Origin of the sequence: Oerskovia sp. Root22 (genome assembly GCF_001429135.1) — a bacterium.
GTDB lineage: Bacteria > Actinomycetota > Actinomycetes > Actinomycetales > Cellulomonadaceae > Oerskovia > Oerskovia enterophila.
Genome location: NZ_LMIL01000001.1, coordinates 327,596 through 352,238, shown reverse-complemented (window position 1 = coordinate 352,238; position 24,643 = coordinate 327,596). Strand labels below are relative to the sequence as shown.

The following is a 24,643-nucleotide window of genomic DNA, read 5'->3' as shown; positions in this document are numbered from 1 at the left end:
GCCGGTCGGGCCGACCCCGTGAGGGGTGGTCCGACCGGCCTCGGTCGTCGCAGGGGCGCGCTCAGCGGGCGCGACGCTCCAGGCGGTCCACGTCGAGGAGCACGACGGCGCGGCCCTCACGACGGACCCACCCGCGGGTCGCGAAGTCGGCCAGAGCCTTGTTCACGGTCTCGCGGGAGGCGCCGACGAGCTGGGCCAGCTCCTCCTGGGTGAGGTCGTGCGCGACGCGCACGCCTTCCTCGGTCTCCTCGCCGAAGCGCGTCGACAGGTCCAGGAGCGCCTTGGCGACACGGCCCGGGACGTCGGAGAAGACGAGGTCCGCGAGGGTCTCGTTGGTGCGGCGCAGGCGGCGGGCGAGAGCGTTGAGCAGGTGCTTCGCGACGCTCGGGTGCTTCTCGATCCACTCGATGAGCTGCTCGTGGCGGAGCTCGTAGAGGAGCGCGTCGGACACGGAGCTCGCCGTGGCCGTGCGGGGGCCCGGGTCGAAGAGCGAGAGCTCACCGAACATCTCGCCCGGCCCGAGGATGGACAGGAGGTTCTCCCGGCCGTCGTTCGAGCGTCGGCCGAGCTTGATCTTGCCTTGTGCGATCACGTACAGCCTGTCGCCGGGCTCGCCCTCGCGGAACAGTACGTCCCCACGGGTGAGCTCGATCTGCTGCATCGAGTCGAACAGCGTCCGGGTCTCTTCGCGGTCCATGGTGGCGAAGAGGGGGGCGGAGAGCACTACGTCGTCGTCCACGCGATGTCCTTCGGGTGTTGAGCGGACTTTCCCGGCATGTGCCCGTCTGCATCGGCGGAGTTCGAGCGAACCGGTACTCGTGATTCCTCCCACAAGTCTGCCTCATGCGCGCAACTTGGGACGCCAACGCCTGGGACCGGCCTGCGTCGATCCTGTGGGAGGGGTGTGTGGGTGGGGCCGAGTAGGCTGCCGAACGTGACCTCTTCGGGTGGTACCTCGCGTCCTGCTCCCTCTCCTTCGCCCGCGCCATCGCAGGTTCCGGCGGGTTCCTCCGCCGAGTCACGCCTCGCGCTCGTCCGGCGTGCGCGGCGGACCAACCGCGAGCTGGCGGAGACGTATCCGGACGCGCGGTGCGAGCTCGACTTCACCACGCCGCTCGAGCTCCTGATCGCGACGGTGCTCTCGGCACAGACGACGGACAAGCGGGTCAACCTCACGACTCCCGAGCTCTTCTCGCGCTACCCAGACGCCGCCGCCTACGCAGCGGCGGACCGCCTCGATCTCGAGGACGTCCTGCGTCCGCTGGGCTTCTTCCGGGCCAAGGCGCAGGCCGTCATCGGGATCGGACAGGCGCTCGTCGAACGTTACGGCGGGCAGGTCCCCAAGAAGCTCGACGACCTGGTGACGCTGCCCGGGGTCGGGCGCAAGACGGCCAACGTGGTGCTGGGCAACGCATTCGGCGTCCCCGGTCTGACGGTCGACACGCACTTCGGGCGTCTCGTGCGCCGGCTCGAGTGGACCTCGGAGGAGGACCCGGTCAAGGTCGAGACGGAGGTCGGCGAGCTGATCGAGAAGCGCGAGTGGACCATGCTCTCGCACCGCCTGATCTTCCACGGACGCCGGGTCTGCTTCTCGCGCAGGCCCGCGTGCGGGGCGTGCACCATCTCGCACCTGTGCCCGTCGTTCGGGATCGGCGAGACGGATCCTGTGGTCGCGGCGACCCTGGTCAAGACCGACTGAGCGCCCGTCCGGCGGCCTGCGAGGCCGCTGCTGTCGTCTCCTGCGCGGCTCAGCCCTGCGTGGAGGGCAACCAGTCCAGCAGGAGGCGCGTGACGTCGTCGGGCGCCTCCTCCGGGAGGAAGTGCCCCGCCCCCTCGAGGACCTCGAAGCGCAGGCTGCGCGAGACCGCCGCGGCGTCCGCGTCGGTGAGCTCACGACGCAGGAACCCGTCCGCCCCGCCGTGGACCTGGAGGGTCGGGACGTTGAGCGGGCGGCGCAGCGCGCTGCGGTAGCGACGCCCGTCGGGCCGGGGCGTGGAACGCACCGACCAGCGGATCGCCTCCATCGCTGAGTGCGCCGCGAACGGGATGCGCATGACGGTCGTGTAGGTCTCGACCGCCTCCGGGGAGAGCGGCGAGGCCGCACCGTCCGCGAGGACGCGCGCGACCAGGTCGTCGCGGGTCAGCGCGCGCTCGGGCAGCGTGGGCAGCTGCGCGAAGGCCAGGTGCCGCTGAGCGACGGGCGTGAGCAGGCGGCGACCCGAGGCGTGCACGTGCGAGGGGTGCGGCGCGGCGAGGGCCGCGACACCCGCGGTCACGGCGGGCTGGAGCGCGGCCATGGCCCAGGCGAGCCCGCCTCCGCTCCCGTGCCCGACGACGACGGCGCGATCAGCACCGAGCGACCGGACGACGCCCGCGACGTCACGCGTGCGGGTCGGGGCGTCGTACCCGATCGGCGGCTTGTCCGAGGCGCCCGTGCCCCGCAGGTCCATGGCGGCCACGCGGTAGCCCGCCTCGCCGAGAGCCTCGAGCTGGTGGCGCCATGCCCACCAGAACTGCGGGAAGGAGTGCAGCAGCAGCACGAGCGGCGCGCTCGAACCCCCTCCACGGGACTCCGGTCCCGCGAGGGCGACGTGGAAGCGCGCACCGTTGGCGGGCACGAACTCGTGCCGCCAGGGGCCGTCGACGAGTGCTGCGGAGAAGTCGCTCGAGTCGGTCGTCACCCGGACGAACTTACCTGGTCCTCCGCGAGGGCGGACTCGTCCGTGGGCTGGGCGGCGTCCGGCATCTCGGCGGACTGGGCCCGCCGGTCCTTGGGCGGGTCGAACCGGTAGCCGACGTTACGGACGGTGCCGATGAGCTGCTCGTGCTCGGGGCCCAGCTTGGCGCGCAGGCGCCGTACGTGGACGTCGACCGTGCGCGTGCCCCCGTAGTAGTCGTACCCCCAGACCTCCTGCAGCAGCTGGGCCCGCGTGAAGACGCGGCCCGGGTGCTGCACCAGGTACTTGAGGAGCTCGAACTCCTTGTAGGTCAGGTCGAGCGGGCGCCCGCGCAGCCTCGCGGTGTACCCGCCGGCGTCGATCGCGAGCTCGCCCGCCGAGATCTCCTGCGGGGCGTCCTCGGCCCGACCGTGCGCCGAGCGCTCGACGACCAGCCGGAGCCTGGCCTCGACCTCGGCGGGGCCCGCCGACTCGAGCAGCAGGTCGTCGGCCCCCCACTCGGCCGTCACGACCGTCAGGCCGCCCTCGGTGAGGACGAGCACGAGCGGCACCGCGAGACCCGTGGCGCGCAGCAGGCGGCACGTGGTGCGCGCTGCGACCAGGTCACGACGCGCGTCGAGCAGCAGGACGTCCGAGTCCGGCGCGTCCACCAGAGCCGACGGCTCCATGGGCAGCACCCGTATGCGGTGCGACAACAGTCCCAGCGCAGGCAGGACCTCGACGGACCCACCTGTCGCCGGTGTCAGGATCAACAGCTCTGCCACCGACGCACCTCCTCCCAGTGACCTTCGAGAAGGCCGGAATCATTACCGTAGCGCGTTGAACAGACGTCAACGGGGTGACCAGGGCCTTTCTGCTGTTACAACCTTGTTTCGTGTTCGCCGCCGCGCGTCATCTGGGAGACTCATGTTCGTGCTCAGCCTTTCCGGACCCGGTGCCGCTCGCTCCCTGACGCAGGGAGAGTGCGCCTAGTGGGTCTCTCCTCACGCGCAGTCGCCACCGCGGTGGTGGCCGCCGCGGTCGCCGTCGCAGCCTTCTTCGGGCTCCTCCCGCTCACCCTCGCGTCCGCGGCACTGGCCGTCCTCGTGGCGATCGGGTGGCCGTCGCTGCTCAACCAGCCCGCCCCCGGTGGGTCCGGCCTGGTCATCGGCCTGACCGGGGTCGGGGCGGTCGCCGCGGTCGCCGCGACCGAGGGCGAGCCCTCGTTGCGCAACCTGCCGCTCGTGCTCGCGATGGGGGTCGTCCTGGCCTTCGTCGCCGAGATGCTCCGCCGCGACGGACGGCCACGCCTGGTCGAGTCCCTGCTGGGCACGGTCAGCGGGCTCGTGGTCGCGGTCTCCGCCGCCGGGTGGATCGCGACGGACCGCACCGATGCCGGCGCAGCCCTCGTCGTGACGTGCGCGGCGACGCTGGCCGTCGCCTCGGCGGTCTCGGCACTGCCCGTGCCCGGTTGGTGGAACACGCTCCTGACCCTCGCGGCGTCGATCGCCGCCGGCGGCGCCCTGGCGTGGGCGCTCCCCGAGGTCGTGACCGCCAACGGGCTGTGGACGGGGGCGGTCTCAGGGTTGCTCGTCGCGTCCCTGCACGCGCTGTTCGACCAGCTGCCGGCCCTCGAGCGCAGGGCTGCCGCGCTTGCTGCCATAGTGCTTCCGGTGACGGTCGGGGGCATCCTGGTCTTCGTGGTGGGTCGGGTACTCGTGGGCTGACCTGCCCGGCTCTCTCCGGACGCACCGCAGACGGACGACGGGAAGGTCGAACCATGGTCTGGCGCATCGTGATCCTCCTCGCGCTGCTCGGCGCGAGCGTGCTCCTCGGCGTGTGGTGGCAGCGCCGGCAGGGAGTGGTCCGGCTCCGGGACGCCCAGCCCGCTGCCGCGGTCGACTGGTCGGCCCGCGGGATCGTGCTGGGGGACCACCGGACGTTCGTGCAGTTCTCGTCGGAGTTCTGCTCGCCCTGCCGTCACACGGCCAGGGTGCTCGACGAGGTCGTCGCGGCCCGCACCGACGTGACACATCGTGAGATGGACGTCGACGAGCACCACGACCTCGTGCGAACGTTCGGCATACTGCGCACGCCGACGGTGCTCGTCCTGGACCCGGCCGGTCGCGAGGTCGCCCGCATGAGCGGCAGCGTGAGCAGGGCGCACGCGCTCGAGGCGCTCGACGTGCCGGCGGGTTCGGTCGCCTGAGCGGGCCGTGCCGCTCGATCGTCCTGCTGAGAATCCCGCCCGAGGCTCCGCTGACGGCCCGTCCCACCGAGGAGCCCGCATGTCGCACGAGTCCACCCCCGCTGTGAGCGCGCCACAGGGCATCGACCCGCGAGGTCCCCGCGTCGGGGCAGGGATCACCGCGCTGCTGCTCGCGGTCACCCTTCTCCTGGGATCGTCGGAGGCCGCGCTGTGGGTCCTGACGTTCGTCGCGCTGAGCTTCCTGCTCGGGACGCTGCGCGGGGCGCAGGGCACGTGGCAGGGGTGGGTCTTCAAGACCTTCGTCCAGCCTCGCCTCGGCCCGACGGCGGAGCGCGAGGACCCGCGTCCTCCTCGCTTCGCGCAGGGGGTCGGTTTCGTCATCACCGGGGTCGGCGTGGTCCTGGGCTTCACGGTGTCCCTCGTGGCGGTGCCGGTCGCCGCGGGTCTCGCGCTCGTCGCGGCGGTGCTCAACGCGGCGTTCGGGCTGTGCCTCGGGTGCGAGATGTACCTGCTGATCCGCCGGTTCGCGCCCGCTCGCTGACGCTCCGCGCCGCCTCGTCGCTCGTGCCGGTGGCGGGCGGTACCGGAATCGGCGAGGTCTCGGCGCGCCCGCGTGCGGAGCGTAGGGTCGAGCGGTGCCAGCACAGCCCAGCCCCGTGACCACCGTCCCGCCCAGGATCAAGAGGCTGCGTGCCGGGGTCAGGACGCCCAGCGACGCTACGGTTCTCGGGGCCGAGGAACGCCGCCACGACGAGCGGTTCGAGGGTGCGGACCTGTCCCACGCGGACCTCTCGGACATCACGTTCGAACGTTGTGACCTCGTCGGGCTCGCGCTCCACCAGGCCGACCTGCGCGCCGCGACGTTCAGCGAGTCGCGGCTCGAGAGGATCGACGCGCCCGTGCTCAGCGCACCGCGCTCGGTGTGGCACGACGTGGTCCTGGACGGTTCGCGGATCGGGTCGGCCGAGCTCTACGAGTCGGGGTGGCGGTCGGTCGAGCTCGTCGACTGCAAGCTCGGCTACGTCAACCTGCGGGGCGCGACGGTCCGCGACCTGCGGCTCACGCGCTGCACGGTCGACGAGCTCGACCTGACGAACGCCCAGGCCACCCGGGTCGCGTTCGAGGACACTGCGGTCGACCACCTGGTCCTCGCGAGCGCCCGCCTGGTGCACGTCGACCTGCGCGGCGCGGCGCTGCGCCGGATCACGAGCATCGAGAGGCTCGCCGGAGCGACGGTGAGCCCGGCGCAGCTCGTGGACCTCGCTCCGCTGTTCGCGGCCGAGCTGGGGATCCGGGTCGAGGGCTGAGGGCTCGGGGCTCGGTGAGCTGTCGCAGCGCGGCTCGATGAGCTGTCAGAACGTGGCCGGAGTATCGCCCGGCTCAGTTCTGACAACTACGCCGGGGCCGACGGGCCGACGGGCCGGGGGTACGGGGGGACGGCGGTCGCCTCCGTGAGCGCCGCAAGTTCCCTGAGCCAGCTCGGCAGCTCGGCACCTTGGCACCGCCGCCGCACTCCCTCAGTAGACGAGAGCCTGCGCCCCCGGGCGCAGCGTCTCCTCGACGAACACCGCGGCCCCCGCGATCCGCACGCCGGGCAGCAGGTCTGCCTCGGTGATGCCGCGCCGTGCCGCGCACTGCGTGCAGACCGTGACGGTCCCGGCCTCGAGGATGACCGCGAGCAGGTCCGGCAGGGCCGCCGCGTGCTCGAGCTCGAGCTCGCTCGCCCGCCCCGGCAGCCCGAACCACGCGGACTCCCCGGTCAGCCACACGCTCACCTCGACCCCCGCGGCGACGGCCGCGGCAGCGACCGTGAACGCCTGGTTGGTCGCCTCGGGGCGTTCGAGCCCCGAGGTCGTCTTGACGACCAGGGAGCGCTGGGAGGGGACGGTCGTGGGCTGCGGGAGGGTGGGCTCGGTGGTCACGTGCGCGAGCCTAGAGGCCGGACGGTAGGATCGGCGACATGTCCACGCATGCACTCGAGCTCATCTTCCTGGGACTGCTGATCGCCGCGACCGTGACGATCACGTGGTTCGCCGGGTTCGTCGTCTACAAGCTGTACCAGGGTCAGCGCTGACCTGATCGTCGCGCCGGGCCTCCGTCGCCCGGCAGGACCCAGGTCCCCTCTCTCCTTGTCGTCACCCACCGGTCCACGGGACCGGCACCGCCGGAGGTACCACCAGATGGCTTTCGCGTTCCCAGAGGGGCTCGCCCCCGAGGCCTACCCGCTCGCGTGGCTCGTGGGCTCGTGGCGCGGCGAGGGGGTCATCGCCTATCCGGGGATCCCCGAGACACCGTTCGTCCAGGACGTGACGTTCGACCACGACGGCGGCCCCTACCTGCGCTACGAGTCGACGATCCGCGTCCTCGAGACCGAGGTCCCGGAGACCGTCCCCGAGTCCTGGACCGCGGACCAGCCTGCCGACCCCGAGGCTGACCCGTCGAGCGACTCGACCGAGCCGAGCACCGAGGGGCACCTCGCGCCCGGGCGGATCTGGTCCACCGAGACCGGGTACTGGCGCGTGTCCCCGGAGCGCCCCGAGGGCCTGCCCGAGGACAAGTCCGCGATCGAGGTCATGATCGCGGACCCGTCGGGCCGCATGACCCTGTACCTGGGCGTGGTCGGCAACGGCCGCGTGGACCTGTCGAGCGACGCCATGGTGCGCACCTCGACGTCCGCCGAGGTGTCGGCGTCGAACCGCCTGTACGGCAACGTGCAGGGCCAGCTCATGTGGGTCTGGGAATTGGCGGCCTTCGGTCAGTCGTTGCAGTCGTATGCGTCGGCGAAGCTGGACCGCCTGTAGCCCGTCCGACGCGTGAGGTACGGCCGTCGCCACCGCGCGGCCGGACGGACGTGCGCGCCCATCGCGGCGCCGAGGAGGTTGTTCGATCGTGACTGCTGGCACCGAAGACGCACCCCAGGCCGAGGCCCCCACCCGGACGAGCCCGCTGCTGGCCCGCCCCGGTGCGGTCGCGGGCTCGGGACCGGACGCGGGTGTGGCCTGGCACTACGGCGACCCCACGGGCGAGCAGCGTGCGCTCGAGGCGGGCGGCGCCGTCGTCGACCTCTCGCACCACGGCGTGGTGCGCGTCAAGGGACCCGACCGCCTCACCTGGCTGAACTCGATCACGTCGCAGAACCTGCTGGGGCTCGCCCCTCGGACCTCGACCGAGCTGCTCGTCCTGAGCCCCCAGGGGCACGTCGAGCACTCCGCAGGCGTCGTGGACGACGGCGAGTCCACGTGGCTCGTGACCGAGGGGTCGCACGCCCCGACCCTCGCGGCCTGGCTCGACCGCATGAAGTTCGCGCTGCGCGTCGAGATCACCGACATGACGGACGAGATCGCGGTGCTGGGCGAGCCCCGTGACGCAGAGGGCGCCGAGGGCGAGCCCGTCACCTGGCGCGACCCCTGGCCGCGCACCGCTCCCGGCGGCACGCGCTACGGCCCGGCGGACGACGAGCACCCCGGCGCGCACCGCGCGTGGCGTCTCGTCCTGGTGCCTCGTGCCGAGCTGTCCGACGCCGTCGCGTCCCGCGAGGCGGCCGGCTGGCGGCTGGCAGGGACGTGGGCGAGCGAGGCCCTGCGCGTCGAGGCGTGGCGTCCTCGTCTCGCGACCGAGGTGGACCACCGCTCGATCCCGCACGAGCTCGACTGGCTCCGGACCGCGGTCCACCTGAACAAGGGCTGCTACCGCGGGCAGGAGACGATCGCGCGCGTGCACAACATGGGTCGGCCCCCGCGTCGCCTCGTGATGCTCCACCTCGACGGCTCGGGTCACCTGCTGCCCGTCGCGGGCGCCGAGGTCCGGCTGCCCGGCGGAGAGCCCGGTGCGGACGGGGCCGCGCCCGTGGGGCGACCGGTCGGCAACGTGACGTCGGTCGCGCGGCACCACGAGCTCGGTCCCATCGCGCTCGCGGTCCTCAAGCGCAGCGCCCCCGAGGACGTCGAGCTCGTCGTCGACTGCGACGGCGGCGCGGTGGCGGCCGCCCAGGAGGTCGTCGTCCCGGGCGAAGGGGTCTCGGTCGACCGCCCGGCCCCGCGCGGTCCCGTGGCGCGCGGGATCACGCCCCGCGGGCAGGACGCCCCCCGGAGCATGATCTGATGACCGCGTCGCGGCCTGCCACTACCACTGCATGGACTGACACCGGGTTCCGCCGGGTCGCCGAGACCCGGTGAGCAGGAGCACATGACGCAGTCGCGGGACGCCTCCGACGGGACGGCGCTGCCGGAGCCGGGGGCCGTCGAGACGGCTCGCAAGGCGTTCCGTCGGCTGCTGCTCCGCGCCAGGCTCCGCCAGGGGCGCTCCCGGGTCCGGGCGGCGTTCTGGCCCATCATCCAGGCCTCGCTCGCGGCCGGGATCGCGTACGGGATCGCGCACTACGTGTTCGGGCACCCGTACCCGTTCTTCGCACCCGTCTCGGTGTGGGTGTGCCTCGGGTTCAGCCTGGACCGGCAGGTCCGCAAGGTGGGCGAGCTCGCGATCGGGGTCGCCGTGGGCGTGGGCCTGGGCGACCTGATCGTGCACTTCATCGGCTCGGGGTGGTGGCAGGTCGCGGTCGTGCTCGCGACCTCGGCCCTGGTCGCTCGCTTCATCGACCGCGGTGCGCTGCTGGCGACCCAGGCGGGCGTGCAGGCGATCGTCATCGTGGGGCTGCCCGCCGCACAGACGGGTGGTCCGGGCGGGCGGCTCGTGGACGCCCTCGTGGGCGGGGCGATCGCCCTGCTCGCCGCGACACTGACGCCGGGTGACCCACGCCGTCGACCCCGCATCCTGGGGGACGAGGCGACCACCGAGCTCGCGGAGACGCTCGAGCTGCTCGCGCGGGGGTTCCGCTCGGGCGACCTGGACGACCTGGACGCGGCGCTCGTGCGCGGCCGGGCGTCCGAGCCCGCGCTCGAGGAGTGGCAGGCCACCGCGACCAGCGCCCAGGAGCTGTCCCGCGTGAGCGCCGTGGGTCGTAAGCACCGCGCCGAGCTGGGCGACCTCGAGCGCAAGGCGGTCCTGGTCGACCGGGCGATGCGCAGCGTCCGGGTGCTCGCCCGCCGTTCCCGCCCTGTCGCCGGACCCGAGCACGACCTCCTGCCCGTCGCGGCCATCGTCGACCGGTACGCGGCGGGGACCCGGGTGCTGGCCGAGGCCATCGGGGCGGGCAAGGACCCGGTCACGGCTCGCGAGATCCTCGCGGAGACGGCCGCCGCGGCGGACCCGAGGACCGTGGGCGCGGGCGACTGGCAGGTCCAGTCGCTCGTCATGCTCCTGCGGTCCCCGATCGTCGACACGCTCGAGGCCGCGGGGATGTCGCCGCGCGAGGCGCGCGAGGCGCTCACCGAGCTCTGAGGGGCGCCCCGAGGTCCGCGAGATCCGATCGCGTGGAGGTCTACGCAATCCGGGCACGTGCCGGTACCTTCAGGGGATGGAGGTTTCCGTCAGCGCCCTGCGGGCCGAGCTGAAGTCGTGGATCGAGCGGGCACGTGACGGAGAGGACGTGGTGATCACCGAGCGCGGCATCCCCGTGGCGCGGCTGAGCGCGGTGGGGAGCGCGGACCTCATCACGTCGCTGACCAGGGACGGGCTCCTGACGCCGGCCACCGAGGAGCGCCCCGTCCACACGCCGCCGGCGCGCCCGGCCGCGAAGCAGTCGGCGATGTCGGGCCTCGTGCGCCGCATCCGACGCTGACCGGCGGTCCCCGTGGCACTGGTCTACTTCGACGCGAGCGCGCTCGTGAAGCTGTGCGTGGCTGAGCCCGGCTCCGAGCTGGCCAGCGCGCTCTGGAACCGCGCGGACGTGGTCACCACGAGCCGTCTGTCCGACACCGAGGTCCGGGCGGCCCTCGCCGCGGGGGAGCGGTCGGGGGTCCTCGACGCGACCGAGCGGGCCGAGGCGCTCGCGACGTGGGACCTGCTGTGGCCCGCGCTGCACCTGGTCGAGGTCTCCCCGGGGGTCCTGGACCGTGCGAGCGCCCTCGCGGGTGCCGACCGTCACGCGCTGCGCGGGGCCGACGCCGTCCACCTGGCCTCGGCCCTGACCCTGCGGCACGACGACGCGATCTTCGCGGTGTGGGACGAGCGGGTGGCCGCGGCTGCCCGCGCGGAGTCGCTGCGCGTCCTGCCGTAGGCTCGGAGCGTGATCAGCTTCGGTGGAGCCCAGTGGCTCGTCCTCGTCGTCCTCGCGGTCGTGGTGTTCGTCGCCCAGGCGGTCGCGCTCATCGATGCGCTCCGGCGTCCCGCGAACGGGTTCACGGCCGAGGGAAAGCTCACCAAGCCGATCTGGTCGGCGATCCTGGGCGTCGCAGCGGCGATCGGGTTCCTCGGCCTGCCGCCGATGATGTGGACCAGCACGAGCTTCTTCAACCTCATCGCGCTCGTCCCCGCCTTCATCTACCTGGTCGACGTGCGCCCGCGCCTCAAGCCGTACGGGTTCGGGCGCGGCTCGGGAGGCTCCGGCGGGTCGCGCGGCGGCCGTCCGGGCGGGTGGTGACCCCCGTGCTGCGCTCGGCCGCTCCGCTCGCGGAGGTGGTTCGGGGCGACCTGGTCGAGTCCGTGCACCTGGGCCACCTGGTCACGCTCGATGCGTCGGGTGGTGTCGATCTCGCGGTGGGCGACCCGTCAACCGTGATCTGGCCCCGCTCGTCGGTCAAGCCGTTCCAGGCCGTCGCCATGCTCCGTCACGGGCTGTCGTTGCCGCCGCGCCTCCTGGCGCTGGCCGCTGCGAGCCACAACGCCGAGGACTTCCATCTCGCGGGTGCACGCGAGATCCTCGCGGGCGCGGGCCTCGACGAGTCGGCACTGCGCAACACCCCGGACATGCCTGTGTACCCGCCTGCCGCGTTCGCATGGCAGGAGCAGGGCAACGGGCCCGCGTCGATCACGCAGAACTGCTCGGGCAAGCACGCCGCGATGCTCGCGACGTGCGTCGCGGCGGGCTGGGACACCGAGACGTACCTCGATCCCGCGCACCCGCTGCAGGTCGCGATCCGCGAGACGTTGCTCGAGCTCACGGGCGACGACGCGTCCGGGCTCCACGTCACCGTGGACGGCTGCGGCGCCCCGTTGTTCTCGACGACGTTGCAGGGCATGGCCCGGGCCTTCGGCCGGCTGGCCGGTGCGCCCGTCACCGATCCGACGTCGCCCGAGGCCCAGGTCGCCCGTGCGATGTCCTCGTTCCCGGAGATGGTCGGTGGGACCGGTCGGGATGCGACCGACGTCATGCGGGCCGCGCCCGGGCTCGTGGCCAAGGACGGGGCGGACGGCGTGTACGGGGTGGGGCTGCCCGACGGTCGTGCGCTCGCGTTCAAGGTCCTCGACGGGTCGCCGCGCCCGCGGCCCGCGGTGCTCGTCGCCGCGCTCGCGGCGCTCGGTGCGGGCGGTCTCCCCGGCGCCGACCCCGCCGCGCTCGACCGCGTGGGCCGCACACCGGTCCTGGGCGGGGGAGCACCCGTGGGCGAGGTGCGCGCCGCGTTCGCCTCGGGCCTGGTCTCATGAGGGCCCTCGTGCAGCGGGTCACGCGCGCGAGCGTGAGCGTGGCAGGGGAGGTCGTGGGCCGGGTGGACCGGCCCGGCCTCGTCGCGCTCGTGGGCGTGACGCACGACGACGGGCCCGCGCAGGTCGAGCTGGTCGCGCGCAAGATCGCCGAGCTGCGGATCCTGCGCGACGAGCGGTCGGTGCTCGACGAGGGGGGCCCGGTCCTGGTGATCAGCCAGTTCACGCTCTATGCGGACACCAAGAAGGGCCGACGACCTTCGTGGAACGGCGCGGCCAAGGGGGATGTCGCGGAGCCGCTCGTCGCTGCCGTGATCGCCGAGCTGCGCGCCAAGGGGGTCGAGGTCGCGACGGGGGTGTTCGGCGCTGACATGCAGGTCGAGCTCGTCAACGACGGGCCCGTGACGATCCTGGTCGAGGCGTAGCAGACAGGCGTCGAATAGTTACCATTCGTACCGTTTCGACTAGTTCGCTGGCTTTCTACGGGAAATCCCTTATGTGACCGCTGTGAACCATGTGGAACACCCGTACATCTTTCGTGCACGAGCCTGGTTAGGTTCGAGGAGTTCAGCATCTGGGGCTCCGGAACGGACCGGGGCCAGCAGCACGGAAGACGAAGAGGCCTCCCTTTGCACGCAACTCGAACCACTCCTTCACGGGCGCGCCGCCGCGCGGTCGGCGCCGTGGTGTCCGCGACGACGCTCGCGCTCGTGGCGACCGGCCTGGTCGCGGCGGGCAGCGCGACGGCAGCTCCCGCTGCCCCCGCGGCAGCCAGCCCCAACGGCGAGAACGACATCAACGGCTACCGCAACGTCGGCTACTTCATGTCGTGGGCGCCCGAGAACTACGGCTACACGGTCAAGGACTTCCAGGAGTCCGGCCAGGCCGACCAGATCACGCACGTCAACTACGCGTTCGGGAACATCCACCCGACCGACCTCTCGTGCTTCATCTCCGACAAGGTGGGCACGCCCGAGGTGGGCGGCAACGACGGTGCGGGTGTCGCGGGCGCAGACTTCGTCGAGGCGGTCAGTGCCGAGGACTCGATCGACGGGGTGGCGGACACGTCCGACCAGGCCCTCGCCGGGAACTTCAACCAGCTCCGCAAGCTCAAGGAGCAGAACCCCGACACCAAGGTGCTCGTGTCGATCGGTGGCTGGACCTGGTCCAAGTTCTTCTCGAAGGCTGCCGCGACTCCCGAGTCGCGCGAGAAGCTCGTGTCCTCGTGCATCGACCTGTACCTCAAGGGCAACCTGCCCGTGATCGACGGTCGCGGCGGCCCGGCTGCCGCTGCGGGCGTCTTCGACGGGATCGACATCGACTGGGAGTGGCCCGGAGCACCGGACTGGTCGCAGCACCCCGAGAACCACATCGACCCAGTCAACGACAAGGCGAACTTCACGGCGCTGCTCGCCGAGTTCCGCAAGCAGCTCGACGAGTACGGCGCGTCGCAGGGCGAGGAGTACCTCCTCTCGGCGTACATCCCCGTGAACCCGACGGTCATCAACGCGGGCTGGGACGCCCCGGCGATCTTCGAGTCGCTCGACTACGGCAACATCCAGGGCTACGACCTGCACGGCGGATGGTCCCCGAACCTGGCCGGGCACCAGTCCAACCTGCACGACGACCCGACGTTCTCGGGGGACATCTCGGTCGAGCAGGGTGTGGACGTGTACCTGAGCCGTGGCGTCGACCCGCAGCAGATCACGGTGGGCATCCCGGCGTTCGGGCGCGGCTGGACCGGCGTCGAGGACGGCGGCACGAGCGGCGCCTGGCAGTACGCCACGGGCGTGGCCCCCGGCACGTTCGAGGCCGGCAACAAGCAGTACTTCGAGCTGCGTGACCTGGGCACCGAGTACTTCGACGAGGCGACGGGTTCGTCGTGGCGCTACGACGGCAACGAGTGGTGGTCCGTCGACACCCCGCGCGCGGTCGAGTTCAAGGCGAAGTGGGTCGCGGAGAAGGGCCTCGGCGGCTCGATGTGGTGGGACCTCGCGGGCGACTACGAGGACGAGCTGGTCGGCACCGCGGCGGACGTCTACCGTGCGTCGCCGACGGGCCCGGTCGACTCCGGGGCCGCCGGCGGCTGCTTCCCCGCGTGGAGCGCGGCGGCCACCTACACCGCGGGCGACGTGACGTCGCACGAGGGCGTCAACTACCAGGCGAACTGGTGGGTCCACACCAACGCTCCGGGCACCGAGACGTACTGGAGCCCGTGGCGCGTGGTCGGCGCGTGCGTCTGACCTGACGCGAGCCCTGCGCACCCGACGCCGTCGGGACCATGACCTGCCTGTCATGGTCCCGACGGCGTCGGCGCGTCCGGACGTGCCGAGCCCGGCAGCCCGGGTCCGGTGCAGACACCCGGGCCGCCCGGCCGCACAGGGACCCACGCGCGGCGTGCCTGGGTACGTGCAGGGTGCGAGCGGTCAGCGCAGCCAGCCTCGCCGCTTGATGTAGACGAGCGGGATCACGGCCGCGACGAGGGTCACGAGCACGATCCACGGGAAGCCGAGGTCCCACTCGAGCTCGGGCATGCGCGTGAAGTTCATGCCGTAGAACGACGTGATGAGCGTCGGGGGCAGGAACACGGCCGTGATGATCGTGAAGACCTTGACGATCTGGTTCTGCTTGACGTCGAGCGAGGTCATGATCGCCTGCTGCAGGTAGCGGACCTTGTCGTGCTCGAAGCTCGCGTGCTCCTTGACGCCGTCGATGTCCGCGATGAGGGTCTCGACGAGCCCGGCGAGCACGGGGTCCGTGTCGGCGATCTCGCTGCGCAGGTGCCGCGCGGCGCGCGCGAGCGAGAGCTGCGACTCCTGCGTGCTGGAGACGATCTCCTCGGCCCGGTTCATGCGCGAGATGGTGCCCTGCATGTCGGTCACGCCGATCTCCCGCCCGCGTCGGTCGTAGCCCAGCGTGGCCTCCTCGATCTGGTCCGACATCTCCTCGAGCAGGTCGCTCGCGTGGTGGATGACGCGCTCGGCGGCCTCGTTCAGCGCGTACACGAGGGCGTACATGACGCCGTAGGACGACTGGACGAGCCGCGGCGTGCGCCGCATCCGCGCGATGGCCTTGTCGAAGATCGGGTAGTGCCTCGTGGGTTGCAGGGTCGCGACGCGGTCGGGGGACAGCGCGAACACGAGCGTCTCGCGGGCGATCCGTTCCCCCTGCCGGTACGTCGCGACGACGGGCAGGTACACGTGCTCGTCGGTCTCCCAGACCCGCCCGCCGGCGACCGCGAAGTCGACCCCCTCGTCGCAGGCGTGCTCGAGCGCGGCGGGGTCCTGGGACGCGACCTGGAGCCAGTGGCGGCGCAGCGTACGGGGGTCGAAACGCTGTCCCGGGGCGGGGGAGGGGCGCGTGGTCGGCGTGAGCGGGGCCCCGTGCGTGCCGGGGGCCTCGAGCAGGGTGGGCGGCGTGGTGGTCACGGGGTCACCTCCTGCACGGTCCCGCGGCCCGACGACGTCGCGCCGGGTCCGGTGGTCGAGGTCACTGCGGTGGTGGGGGCCTCGGGAGCCGCGTCCGCACGGGAGGCCACGAGGTGGGTCCCGAGCAGGGCCGTGCAGATGAACAGGTAGAGGCCGATCGTGAAGGTGATCGACTGTCGTTCGAGGTTGGGTCGGGCGGGTGCGGGGTCGCCGCGTCCTGCACGAGGGTGCGGCACGCGACCGCTGAGCGTGGCGGGGCGTGCAGTGCTGAGGTGGGTCGTCGTCGACATGCTGGTCCTTCCCGGCGCCGTGCTCTCGACGGTGCCGACCGGACGCCGGGCCCGACGGCGCGCCGGAGCGCGGGGTCGAGGAACGGCGGGGGAAACGGTGCACGGAGCGCACTGGCGACCGCCCCCGGAGGGCCCGCCGGAAGGGCTGACGAAGGTCAGCGGGCAGGACGAAGGGGTGCGAACGCGCAGTGCGGGGATCTATGACTGCTGCCGTCCTGCATCGCTCTCACCTCCTTCTCATCTGCTTCTGGTTCCGTGCACGTACTGAGGTACCGAGCTTTCGGCGGTCAGGACGGAGGGACGAGGTCACCCTAGACCTGGTCTCAGGTGGCGGCAAGCCACCACGGGGGAAACCGTCGAGGATACGCACGGGTAACAGCACAGGATGCCTGGCTTTACGTCGGGTTGTTAACATTCCTGAGAGTCGTCCGGCCATCGTTGCCCCGGACGGGAGGGTCTGACATGCCAGCCAGCCAGCAAGACTTCCTGACCTCAGAGCAGGGACGCACGTCCCGCGCGGCCGCCGAGCACCGGCCTGAGCGGCTCTCCTCGCGCAGGGCGGAGATCGATCTCGCGTTGGCCGCCGTCGCGGACGGCCGCGGCGCCTTCGTGTGGTCGGGCGAGCCCGGCATGGGAGCGAGCACCACGCTCGAGCTCGTCCACGAGGCGCTCCACGAGACGCGGGGCCCCCATGCGCCCCTCGTCCTGCGGGTCGCGCAGAGCGTCGGTCCCCAGCGTTCGGGGGGAGCGGTGCGGTCGATCGTCTCCCAGCTGGCCCAGGCGACGGGGCACGACGTCCCCGACCGCCTGGTGCGCCCGCTCGACGTCGCGGACCCCGAGTACGGGTATCTCCCGGAGGTCGGCGCCGTGGCGCTCGCCGAGTACCTCGAGGAAGCGGTCCCGGACCGGACGGTCGTGCTGCTCGCCGACGACCTCCACCTCGTCGACGAGATCAGCCGGGCCGTGATCCTGGGGCTCGTGGCCCAGCGTCGCGCCTCGCTCGTGCTGCTCGCGACGTCGGTCCCGGGCGGGTTCGAGCGCCCGCTGCCGTACCCGGTCGAGGTGCGCGAGCTCGCGCCGCTCGGGCCCGCCGAGGCCCTGCACCTCCTCCTCGTCGAGGAGCGGCTCTCCGTGGCCCCGCACGTCGCCGCGAGGCTGTCGCGGCACCTCGCGGGGAACGCTGCGGCGATCTCGCAGACCGCCCGGACGCTCTCGACCGAGCAGCTCGCGGGGACCGCGATCCTGCCGGACCCGTTGCCGCCGGTCCCCGCGGTGCGCAGACTGCTCGGCGACCGGCTCGCCGAGCTCGCGCCCGAGGAGCTGCGGGCGCTGCTGATCGCGGCCGTCGCGGTCGTCGAGCGCACCGACATCCTCCTCGCTGCCTCGGGCCTGAGCATCGAGGAGGTCCTGGACGGTCCCCTCTCGGGGCACCTGTCGCTGGTCTCGGGGAGGTTCGCGTTCACGGACCCCCGCGTCCGGTCGCTCGTGCACGGCGAGGCCCGGCTCGCGGACAAGACCGCTGCGCACCTGCGCCTGGCCACGGTCCACACCGCGGTCGACGAGCAGGACATCGCGACCTGGCACACGGCGCTCGCGACCCTCGCGGGGGACGCCGCGCTGGTCCCCGGCCTGGTGTCCCTCGCGCAGCGGCTGCTCGACCGGGGTGACGTCGTCTGGGCGCACGAGGTGGCGCGCGAGGCCGCCAGCCAGGCCACGGGGCACGAGCGCGGGGAGGCGTACGTCCTCGCGGGCACCGCGGCGCTCCAGTCCGGGCACGTGCACGACGCCGCGGACTGGCTGCGACGGGCCGCCCGCTGCGACGGGACCGTGAGCGCGGCCCGGATCCTCGGCCCGCTGGTCGTCGCGCTCACGCACGTCCAGGGGCAGGTGCCCGACGACGTGATCGCGCCCTACCTCGCGCTCGCCGACACCGACGACGCGTGCACGTGCTGCGTCGACCGGGACGGGAACCCGCGCGAGGCCGCAGGGAGCTGTGAGATCGGGGACGTCGTGCGGGGGCTGACGAGCGCCGCGACGCTGCACGCCGAACGTGGTGACGGCGTCGCAGCCGCACAGGCGTTCGACGCGGCCAAGCGCCTGGCCCGACGCTGTACGCAGGGCGTCGGGGGACTGGACATCACCCGGGCCTGGCTCGCGAACTACGGGGTCGGGGAGCGCGGCGAGGGGCCGTGCGCTCCGGGCTCGGGCCTCACCGCGGAGCAGGAGGCCTACTCCCAGGTCAGCCGCGCCTTCTCGCTCGCCGACGAGGACGCGCTCGACGTCGCGGGCCAGGCGCTCGCGAGCGCGGTCGCGAACCTCGCCCCGGTGCACTCCGGGGGCCGATGGTTCGACACCCCGTCGGGGGCCGTGACCCCGTACGTCGAGGCGCACCTGCGTCTCGCTCAGGTCCTGGTCCACTTCTGGTCGGGGAACATCACCAAGGCGCGCCGCGAGCTCGAGGAGGCGGCCTTCCGGCTCCCGGTCGGTCTGCCGTTCGCGGGGACCGGGGTCGCGGTCGCACGGCGCCTCGACATGGCGGTCCACGGGAGCGTCGGGACGCTCGCGACGGCGCTCGAGGAGACGTGCTCGTGCCCGACGTCGCGCCCGGTCCGGCTCGGCCTCCTGGTCGACCGGGCCATCGGGGCGTCGTTCGCGCGGCACCACACCCAGGCGGCGACCCTGCTCGAGCTCGCTGCGGAGACCGACCGGCGCGACTGCGCGCACATGCTGCACTTGCCGGGCATGGACGACGTCGAGGCGTGGGTGCTCGCGGGACGGCCCGACGCGGCCGAGCGCGCCCTGGCCCGGCGCAGGGTCGAGGCCAAGGACCTCTCCCCGGCGAACCGGGTCGCGACGCTCGCCCGCGCGGAGATCGCCCTGGCGCGCTCGGAGGACGCGGTCGTGCTGCGCGACGCGGTCGCGTCGGCGGGTCGCGGCATCGCGTCACCGTTCGAGCACGGTCGCACCGAGCTGTGCCTGGGACGCGCCCTCACCCGGTGGGGGGACCTGCCTGCCGCGCACGAGCACCTGCTCTCGGCGGTCGAGCTCCTCACGCAGTCGGGCGCCCGGGCGTGGGCACGGCAGGCGCAGGAGGAGCTGGGCCGGGTCCTCGCGCTCCTCGACGACGGGCTCGCGACGCCCGGCGCCCGGGTCACCGCGGCCCCGCCCGGCGGTCCCGGCGCCCCCGGGGGAGCCGGGACCGGGACGGGAGCGACGTCGTCGGGCCTGGGGAGGCCACGGCTCGCCGCACGCGAGAGCGACGTGTCCGACGACGCGCTCGACGAGCTGCGCGGGCGATGGTCCGACGAGCTGACCGAGCGGGAGCTCGACGTGGCGCTCCTCGTCGTGCAGGGCGGCTCCAACCGTGAGGCGGCGGACCAGCTCTATCTCTCCGTCCGGACGGTCGAGGTGCACCTGGGACGCGTCTTCCGCAAGCTCGGGGTGCGCTCACGGGTCGAGCTCGCGGTGCTCGCGCACCGCGTCGGACGCTGAGGACACGTACGTCTGCGGGCAGTACGTACGGGGGAACACCTACGCGGCCTCGTGTATGTACGCGAGGTGAACAATGTGGGAAACGCTGATTCACGAGGGCATGCGCGCTCCCTAGGGTCGGGGTGTTCCTGGGCAACGACGTCCGGGGTCACCGGGCACAGAGCCCCCACCCAGTGAGGCAGACACATGCGACTGAGAACCCCACGAGGCCGCGCGAGGAAGGTGGCCGCGGGACTGACCGCGACGGCCATGCTCGCCGCGTCCCTGGTCGCCGGCACCGTCGCCGCGACCGCCGCCCCCCTCCCCGCAGCCACCACGACCGCCACCTCGGGCGACAGCGCGATCAACGGCTACCGCAACGTCGCGTACTTCACCCAGTGGGGTGTGTACGGGCGTGACTTCAAGATGAAGGAGCTCCAGGACTCCGGCGCCGCCGCCGACCTGACGCACCTCAACTACGCGTTCGGCAACATCCACCACCAGACCCTCACGTGCTTCGAGGCCAACAAGGCCCAGGGGACCGGCCCCAACGGGTCCGACGGCGCGGGCGACGCGTGGGCCGACTACGGCATGGGCTACACCGCGGCCAACTCGGTCGCAGGCGTGGCCGACGCCTGGGACCAGCCGCTCGCCGGCTCGTTCAACCAGATCAAGCAGCTCAAGGCCAAGAACCCGCAGCTCAAGGCCATGCTCTCGATCGGCGGCTGGACCTGGTCCAAGAACTTCTCCAAGGCTGCCGCGACCGACGCGAGCCGCAAGAAGCTCGTGTCCTCGTGCATCGACCTGTACCTCAAGGGCAACCTGCCCGTCGTCGACGGTCGCGGCGGCCCCGGTGCGGCGGCAGGCGTGTTCGACGGCTTCGACATCGACTGGGAGTGGCCCGGCTCGCTCAACGGGGAGGTCGGCAACATCGTCGACGTCGCGGGCGACAAGGCGAACTTCAAGGCGCTCCTCAAGGAGTTCCGCACCCAGCTCGACGCCTACGGCGCCACGACGGGCAAGCACTACCAGCTCAGCGCGTTCCTCCCGGCCAACCCCGACGACATCGCGTCCGGCGGGTGGAACGACCCGGAGAACTACCAGTACCTCGACTTCGGGAACATCCAGGGCTACGACCTGCACGGCGCCTGGAACAAGACCCTCACGGGCCACCAGGGCAACCTGTACGACGACCCGACCGACACGCGCCCAGCGAACAAGCGGTACAGCGTCGACAAGGCCGTCAAGGCGTACCTCGACAACGGCGTGCCGGCCAAGCAGCTCACGGTGGGCCTCGCGATGTACGGGCGTGGCTGGAAGGGCGCGACGTCGTCGGCGCCCTGGGGCGTCGCGACCGACGCGGGGCCCGGCACGTGGGAGGCCGGCAACGAGGACTACGACAAGCTGAAGAACCTCGGCACGGGGTACTTCGACCCGGTGTCCGTGGCCTCCTGGCGGTACGACGGCAATCAGTGGTGGAGCTTCGACGACCCGAGGTCCGTCGGTGTGAAGGGCGACTACATCGCCACCAAGAAGCTCGGCGGGGCCATGTGGTGGGACCTCACGGGCAACCAGGACGGCTCGCTGCTCAAGGGGCTCGCGACGAAGTTCCGTGCAGCCCCGGCAGGACCGGTCACGGGCGGCTCGACCGGTGGTGACCCGACGGGCACCGACCCGACCGGGACGGACCCGACGGGCACCGACCCGACGGGCACCGACCCGACCGGGACGGACCCGACGGGCACCGACCCGACCGGGACGGACCCGACCGGCGGGACGGGGACGGCGTGCGCGCCGGCCTGGTCCGCGAGCAGCCCCTACAACGGCGGCGCGACGGTCTCTCACAACGGCAAGAACTACAAGGCCAAGTGGTGGACCCTGAACGAGACCCCCGGCACGGCCGGGAGCCCCTGGGAGCTCGTCGCCGCGTGCGGCACGACCGACCCGACGGGTGGCACGACCGGCGGCACCACAGGTAGCACCGGCGGCACGACGGGCACGGGGACGTGCACCGCCCCGGCCTGGTCCGCCTCTGCGACCTACTCCGGCGGCGCGACCGTCTCGCACGCGGGCCAGAAGTACACGGCCAAGTGGTGGACGCAGAACAACGTCCCCGGAGCCGAGCAGTACGGCCCGTGGCAGGCGCTCGGCGCTTGCTGAAGCCGAGCCGGGGGCGGGCAACCCCGCCCCGCCCCCGGCTCACCCCGACCCCCGCCGACGACCGACGCCGGACGAGGCTCCGTCATCGGTGGGTACCACGGAGCGGTACCTCCGCTGCCGGGCCCGGGGTCCGTCGCGCGAGGACAGCTCCTCGCGCTCGACCGGCTCCGGGTTCGGCCCTCTCCTCCCGCAGGGCGACGCTCTGCGGCCCTCTGCGCTTCATGCACACCGTGTGTCGCGCTCCGCACAACGAAGGCAGATTCATGCACGTGAAACTCACCGGGCACCGCGCCCGGGTCGGCGCGGCCCTCGCGACGACGGCAGCGTTGCTCGCGACGATGGTCGTCACGGCCACCGCCACGTCCTCGACCGCGGCCACCGCCTGCGCGCCGGCGTGGTCCTCGACGGCCACCTACACCGGGTCCGCGACCGCGTCGTACGGCGGCGTGAACTACCGCGCGAAGTGGTGGACGCAGGGCAACGTCCCGGGCACCGAGACGACGAGCCCCTGGGAGTCCCAGGGTGCGTGCGGCACCCCGGACCCGACCGGCACCCCGGACCCGACCGGCACCCCGGACCCGACCGGCACCCCGGACCCGACCGGCACCCCGGACCCGACCGGCACCCCGGACCCCACCGGTACGCCGGACCCCACGGGGACGACCACACCGCCCGGGACCCCGGCGACGGGCCACGAGGCGTGCCGTCCCGACGGCATGTACAAGACCCCTGGCGTCGACGTGCCCTACTGCGACGTCTACGACGCCGACGGCCGGGAGAAGCTCCCCAACGGGCTCGACCGCCGTGTGATCGGCTACTTCTCGAGCTGGCGCACGGGCGCCAACGGGCAGCCCCGCTACCTCGCGAGCGACATCCCCTGGAACAAGCTCTCGCACATCAACTACGCGTTCGCCCACGTGGGCGCGGACAACAAGATCTCGGTCAACGCGCAGGCAGCAGGCAACCCGGCGACGGGCATGACATGGCCGGGCGTCGCCGGTGCGGAGATGGACCCGAGCCTGTCGTACCAGGGGCACTTCAACCTGCTCGCCAAGTACAAGAAGGCGAACCCGGGCGTCAAGGTGATCCCCGCCGTCGGCGGCTGGGCCGAGACGGGTGGCTACTTCGACGCCGACGGCAAGCGCGTCGCATCCGGTGGTTTTTACACCATGACCGAGTCCCAGGCGAAGATCGACACGTTCGCGGACTCGACGGTCGCGTTCATCCGTCAGTACGGGTTCGACGGCATCGACATCGACTACGAGTACCCCACGTCCAACAAGGGCGCCGGCAACCCGGACGACTTCGCGTTCTCGGACGCCAAGCGCGGCCAGCACTTCCAGGGCTACGTGAACCTGCTCAAGACGCTGCGCGAGAAGCTCGACAAGGCGGGGGCCGAGGACGGCGAGTACTACATGCTGACGACCGCGACGCCGTCGTCGGGTTGGCTGCTGCGCGGCATGGAGGCCTACCAGGTCGTCCAGTACCTCGACTACGTCAACCTCATGTCCTACGACCTGCACGGTGCGTGGAACGAGCACGTCGGCGGCAACTCGCCGCTGTTCGACGACGGCAAGGACCCCGAGCTCACGGCCGCGGGCGTCTACACGGCGTACCAGGGCATGGGCTACCTCAACGGTGACTGGGCCGCGCACTACTTCCGCGGCGCGATGCCCGCGGGCCGGGTCAACCTCGGCGTCGGCTTCTACACCCGTGGCTTCCAGGGCGTCCAGGGCGGCGTCGACGGCATGGGTGGCAAGGCGGTCCCACCGGCAGGGTTCTCGTGCCCGGCGGGCACCAACGGCAAGTGCGGCTACGGGGCCGAGGGCGTCGACAACCTCTGGTTCGACTCCGACCCCATGGGCAACGCGGTCCCGGCCGGCGTGAACCCGATCTGGCACGCGCTCAACCTCCAGAAGGGCATCGCGGGCGACTACGCGGCTTCCTACAAGGTCCCGACGGCGGTCACGGGCTCGTACGTGCACCACTTCGACCCGGTGACCAAGAACGAGTGGTGGTGGAACGCGAGCAAGAAGGTCTTCCTCTCGGGTGACACGACGCAGGCCATCGGCGCGAAGGCCGACTACGTCGCGGACACGGGCCTCGGCGGCATCATGATCTGGGAGCTCGCAGGCGACTACGGCTACAACTCGGCCAAGGGACAGTACGAGATCGGCCAGACCATGGTCGACCTCATGCACTCGAGGCTGAGCGCCACGACCGCCTACGGGGCCACCAAGGCCAACGCCGACCGCGTCATGCCGAAGCAGGCGATCGACATGAGCATCGACTACACGCAGTTCGCGCTCGGGGACAGCAACTACCCGATCAACCCGAAGGTCGTCTTCACCAACAGGTCGAAGACCGACATCCCCGCGGGGGCGACCATCTCGTTCCAGTACGGGACGACCGACACGGGCGAGATGAGCGACTGGTCCGGCATGAAGACCGCGACGGTCACGAAGGGGCACACGGGGCCGAACGTCGGTGGGCTCAAGGGCGACTTCCACACCGCGCAGTTCACGGTGCCCCTCGGCGGGATCCCCGCGGGCGGCAGCATCACGAACCAGCTGAAGTGGACCATGCCAATCGCGCAGTTCTCCAACGTGATCGTCACGATCGGCGGCGTGTCGTACTCGACGACGTACGACTACCCGCGGGGCGTCACGGTCGTCGAGCCCACCGGCGGCACCACGGGTGGCTCGACCGGTGGCAGCACCGGCGGCACCACCGGTGGTACGACGGGTGGCTCGACCGGCGGGACGGGGACGTGCCTCGCGCCCGCCTGGTCCGCGACCGAGACGTACACGGGGGGCAAGGTGGTCAGCCACTCCGGTCGCACGTGGACGGCGAAGTACTGGACCCAGGGCGAGGCTCCGGGCTCCCAGCAGTGGGGTGCCTGGGCCGACAGCGGCGCGTGCTGACCCTCTGAGCACGTCGTCGACCCCG

General features: G+C 72.3%; 23 protein-coding genes. 17 read left to right on the top strand and 6 right to left on the bottom strand.

All coding sequences use genetic code 11. The annotated features are described in order from the left end of the window. Positions 1-61: 61 nt before the first annotated feature. The gene (locus tag ASE15_RS01410) at positions 62-739 is read right to left on the bottom strand and encodes a Crp/Fnr family transcriptional regulator (RefSeq protein ID WP_056645111.1); all 678 of its coding nucleotides are present in this window, start codon (positions 737-739) and stop codon (positions 62-64) included. A 186-nt stretch (positions 740-925) separates the two neighbouring features. On the opposite strand from ASE15_RS01410, the gene nth reads away from it, so the two are divergent. Next, positions 926-1,699, top strand: a complete 774-nt coding sequence (gene nth, locus ASE15_RS01405) for an endonuclease III (protein WP_369800545.1) — start codon at positions 926-928, stop codon at positions 1,697-1,699. A 49-nt stretch (positions 1,700-1,748) separates the two neighbouring features. On the opposite strand, the gene ASE15_RS01400 is transcribed toward nth, so the two are convergent. Both ASE15_RS01400 and ASE15_RS01395 read right to left on the bottom strand, forming a co-directional pair. Continuing rightward, positions 1,749-2,681, bottom strand: a complete 933-nt coding sequence (locus tag ASE15_RS01400) for an alpha/beta fold hydrolase (protein WP_056645115.1) — start codon at positions 2,679-2,681, stop codon at positions 1,749-1,751. Continuing rightward, a complete protein-coding gene (locus ASE15_RS01395) occupies positions 2,678-3,442 on the bottom strand; it encodes a response regulator transcription factor (RefSeq protein WP_056645117.1) in 765 nt (254 codons plus the stop codon). The genes ASE15_RS01400 and ASE15_RS01395 overlap by 4 nt, the downstream gene beginning before the upstream one ends. A gap of 207 nt (positions 3,443-3,649) precedes the next feature. Between ASE15_RS01395 and ASE15_RS01390 the strand changes: the two genes are divergently transcribed. The 4 genes from ASE15_RS01390 to ASE15_RS01375 all read left to right on the top strand — a co-directional run bounded on the left by ASE15_RS01390 (position 3,650) and on the right by ASE15_RS01375 (position 6,173). After that, complete coding sequence (locus ASE15_RS01390; RefSeq protein ID WP_056645118.1) at positions 3,650-4,384, top strand: hypothetical protein; 735 nt, start codon at positions 3,650-3,652, stop codon at positions 4,382-4,384. Between the two features lie 53 nt (positions 4,385-4,437). Next, on the top strand, positions 4,438-4,866 hold the full coding sequence (locus ASE15_RS01385; protein ID WP_056645120.1) for a thioredoxin family protein: 429 nt from the start codon (positions 4,438-4,440) through the stop codon (positions 4,864-4,866). Between the two features lie 79 nt (positions 4,867-4,945). Next, a complete protein-coding gene (locus ASE15_RS01380) occupies positions 4,946-5,407 on the top strand; it encodes a DUF4395 domain-containing protein (protein ID WP_056645122.1) in 462 nt (153 codons plus the stop codon). A gap of 94 nt (positions 5,408-5,501) precedes the next feature. Next, on the top strand, positions 5,502-6,173 hold the full coding sequence (locus ASE15_RS01375; protein WP_082618088.1) for a pentapeptide repeat-containing protein: 672 nt from the start codon (positions 5,502-5,504) through the stop codon (positions 6,171-6,173). Positions 6,174-6,383: 210 nt separating this feature from the next. Here the strand turns inward: ASE15_RS01375 and ASE15_RS01370 are convergent, their stop codons facing one another. Next, entirely contained in the window at positions 6,384-6,788 is a 405-nt protein-coding gene (locus ASE15_RS01370) for a DsrE family protein (RefSeq protein ID WP_056645125.1), read from the bottom strand. A gap of 258 nt (positions 6,789-7,046) precedes the next feature. On the opposite strand from ASE15_RS01370, the gene ASE15_RS01365 reads away from it, so the two are divergent. The 9 genes from ASE15_RS01365 to ASE15_RS01325 all read left to right on the top strand — a co-directional run bounded on the left by ASE15_RS01365 (position 7,047) and on the right by ASE15_RS01325 (position 14,588). Then, on the top strand, positions 7,047-7,667 hold the full coding sequence (locus ASE15_RS01365) for an FABP family protein (RefSeq protein ID WP_056645126.1): 621 nt from the start codon (positions 7,047-7,049) through the stop codon (positions 7,665-7,667). An 88-nt stretch (positions 7,668-7,755) separates the two neighbouring features. Beyond that, positions 7,756-8,967: a folate-binding protein YgfZ gene (locus ASE15_RS01360; RefSeq protein ID WP_056760690.1), complete on the top strand. Its 1,212-nt coding sequence runs from the start codon at positions 7,756-7,758 to the stop codon at positions 8,965-8,967. Positions 8,968-9,051: 84 nt separating this feature from the next. Next, positions 9,052-10,203 (top strand): aromatic acid exporter family protein, encoded by a 1,152-nt coding sequence (locus ASE15_RS01355; RefSeq protein ID WP_082618087.1) that lies wholly within the window; start codon positions 9,052-9,054, stop codon positions 10,201-10,203. 76 nt (positions 10,204-10,279) lie between these two features. After that, positions 10,280-10,543: a type II toxin-antitoxin system Phd/YefM family antitoxin gene (locus tag ASE15_RS01350; RefSeq protein WP_056645128.1), complete on the top strand. Its 264-nt coding sequence runs from the start codon at positions 10,280-10,282 to the stop codon at positions 10,541-10,543. 12 nt (positions 10,544-10,555) lie between these two features. Next, on the top strand, positions 10,556-10,981 hold the full coding sequence (locus tag ASE15_RS01345; protein ID WP_056645129.1) for a type II toxin-antitoxin system VapC family toxin: 426 nt from the start codon (positions 10,556-10,558) through the stop codon (positions 10,979-10,981). 9 nt (positions 10,982-10,990) lie between these two features. Continuing rightward, the gene (locus tag ASE15_RS01340) at positions 10,991-11,344 is read left to right on the top strand and encodes a DUF2516 family protein (protein WP_068626518.1); all 354 of its coding nucleotides are present in this window, start codon (positions 10,991-10,993) and stop codon (positions 11,342-11,344) included. Continuing rightward, positions 11,341-12,348 (top strand): asparaginase, encoded by a 1,008-nt coding sequence (locus ASE15_RS01335; protein ID WP_056761390.1) that lies wholly within the window; start codon positions 11,341-11,343, stop codon positions 12,346-12,348. Before ASE15_RS01340 ends, ASE15_RS01335 begins: the two co-directional genes overlap by 4 nt. Continuing rightward, the gene (gene dtd / locus ASE15_RS01330) at positions 12,345-12,770 is read left to right on the top strand and encodes a D-aminoacyl-tRNA deacylase (RefSeq protein WP_056760687.1); all 426 of its coding nucleotides are present in this window, start codon (positions 12,345-12,347) and stop codon (positions 12,768-12,770) included. The genes ASE15_RS01335 and dtd overlap by 4 nt, the downstream gene beginning before the upstream one ends. A 258-nt stretch (positions 12,771-13,028) precedes the next feature. Continuing rightward, the gene (locus tag ASE15_RS01325) at positions 13,029-14,588 is read left to right on the top strand and encodes a glycosyl hydrolase family 18 protein (RefSeq protein ID WP_235534070.1); all 1,560 of its coding nucleotides are present in this window, start codon (positions 13,029-13,031) and stop codon (positions 14,586-14,588) included. Positions 14,589-14,771: 183 nt separating this feature from the next. Here the strand turns inward: ASE15_RS01325 and ASE15_RS01320 are convergent, their stop codons facing one another. Next, the gene (locus ASE15_RS01320) at positions 14,772-15,773 is read right to left on the bottom strand and encodes a CorA family divalent cation transporter (protein WP_056760681.1); all 1,002 of its coding nucleotides are present in this window, start codon (positions 15,771-15,773) and stop codon (positions 14,772-14,774) included. After that, the gene (locus ASE15_RS21030) at positions 15,770-16,063 is read right to left on the bottom strand and encodes a hypothetical protein (protein WP_056645133.1); all 294 of its coding nucleotides are present in this window, start codon (positions 16,061-16,063) and stop codon (positions 15,770-15,772) included. Before ASE15_RS21030 ends, ASE15_RS01320 begins: the two co-directional genes overlap by 4 nt. Positions 16,064-16,525: 462 nt before the next feature. Here ASE15_RS21030 and ASE15_RS01310 point away from each other — a divergent pair, with 462 nt between their 5' ends. From ASE15_RS01310 to ASE15_RS01300, 3 genes are all read left to right on the top strand, one after another. Beyond that, positions 16,526-19,555, top strand: a complete 3,030-nt coding sequence (locus ASE15_RS01310; protein WP_157277090.1) for a LuxR family transcriptional regulator — start codon at positions 16,526-16,528, stop codon at positions 19,553-19,555. A gap of 186 nt (positions 19,556-19,741) precedes the next feature. Continuing rightward, positions 19,742-21,694 carry a glycosyl hydrolase family 18 protein gene (locus ASE15_RS01305; RefSeq protein WP_082618085.1) on the top strand — a complete coding sequence of 651 codons (1,953 nt, stop codon included), beginning with the start codon at positions 19,742-19,744 and terminating at the stop codon, positions 21,692-21,694. 263 nt (positions 21,695-21,957) lie between these two features. Beyond that, entirely contained in the window at positions 21,958-24,618 is a 2,661-nt protein-coding gene (locus ASE15_RS01300) for a glycosyl hydrolase family 18 protein (protein ID WP_200960490.1), read from the top strand. Positions 24,619-24,643: the final 25 nt, after the last annotated feature.

Coding starts and splice junctions, on each gene's coding strand:
- ASE15_RS01385 (WP_056645120.1), top strand. CDS start 4,438: ATGGTCTGGCGCATCGTGATCCTCCTCGCGCTGCTCGGCGCGAGCGTG.
- ASE15_RS01380 (WP_056645122.1), top strand. CDS start 4,946: ATGTCGCACGAGTCCACCCCCGCTGTGAGCGCGCCACAGGGCATCGAC.
- ASE15_RS01365 (WP_056645126.1), top strand. CDS start 7,047: ATGGCTTTCGCGTTCCCAGAGGGGCTCGCCCCCGAGGCCTACCCGCTC.
- ASE15_RS01355 (WP_082618087.1), top strand. CDS start 9,052: ATGACGCAGTCGCGGGACGCCTCCGACGGGACGGCGCTGCCGGAGCCG.
- ASE15_RS01350 (WP_056645128.1), top strand. CDS start 10,280: ATGGAGGTTTCCGTCAGCGCCCTGCGGGCCGAGCTGAAGTCGTGGATC.
- dtd (WP_056760687.1), top strand. CDS start 12,345: ATGAGGGCCCTCGTGCAGCGGGTCACGCGCGCGAGCGTGAGCGTGGCA.
- ASE15_RS21030 (WP_056645133.1), bottom strand. CDS start 16,063: ATGTCGACGACGACCCACCTCAGCACTGCACGCCCCGCCACGCTCAGC.
- ASE15_RS01310 (WP_157277090.1), top strand. CDS start 16,526: ATGCCAGCCAGCCAGCAAGACTTCCTGACCTCAGAGCAGGGACGCACG.
- ASE15_RS01305 (WP_082618085.1), top strand. CDS start 19,742: ATGCGACTGAGAACCCCACGAGGCCGCGCGAGGAAGGTGGCCGCGGGA.
- ASE15_RS01300 (WP_200960490.1), top strand. CDS start 21,958: ATGCACGTGAAACTCACCGGGCACCGCGCCCGGGTCGGCGCGGCCCTC.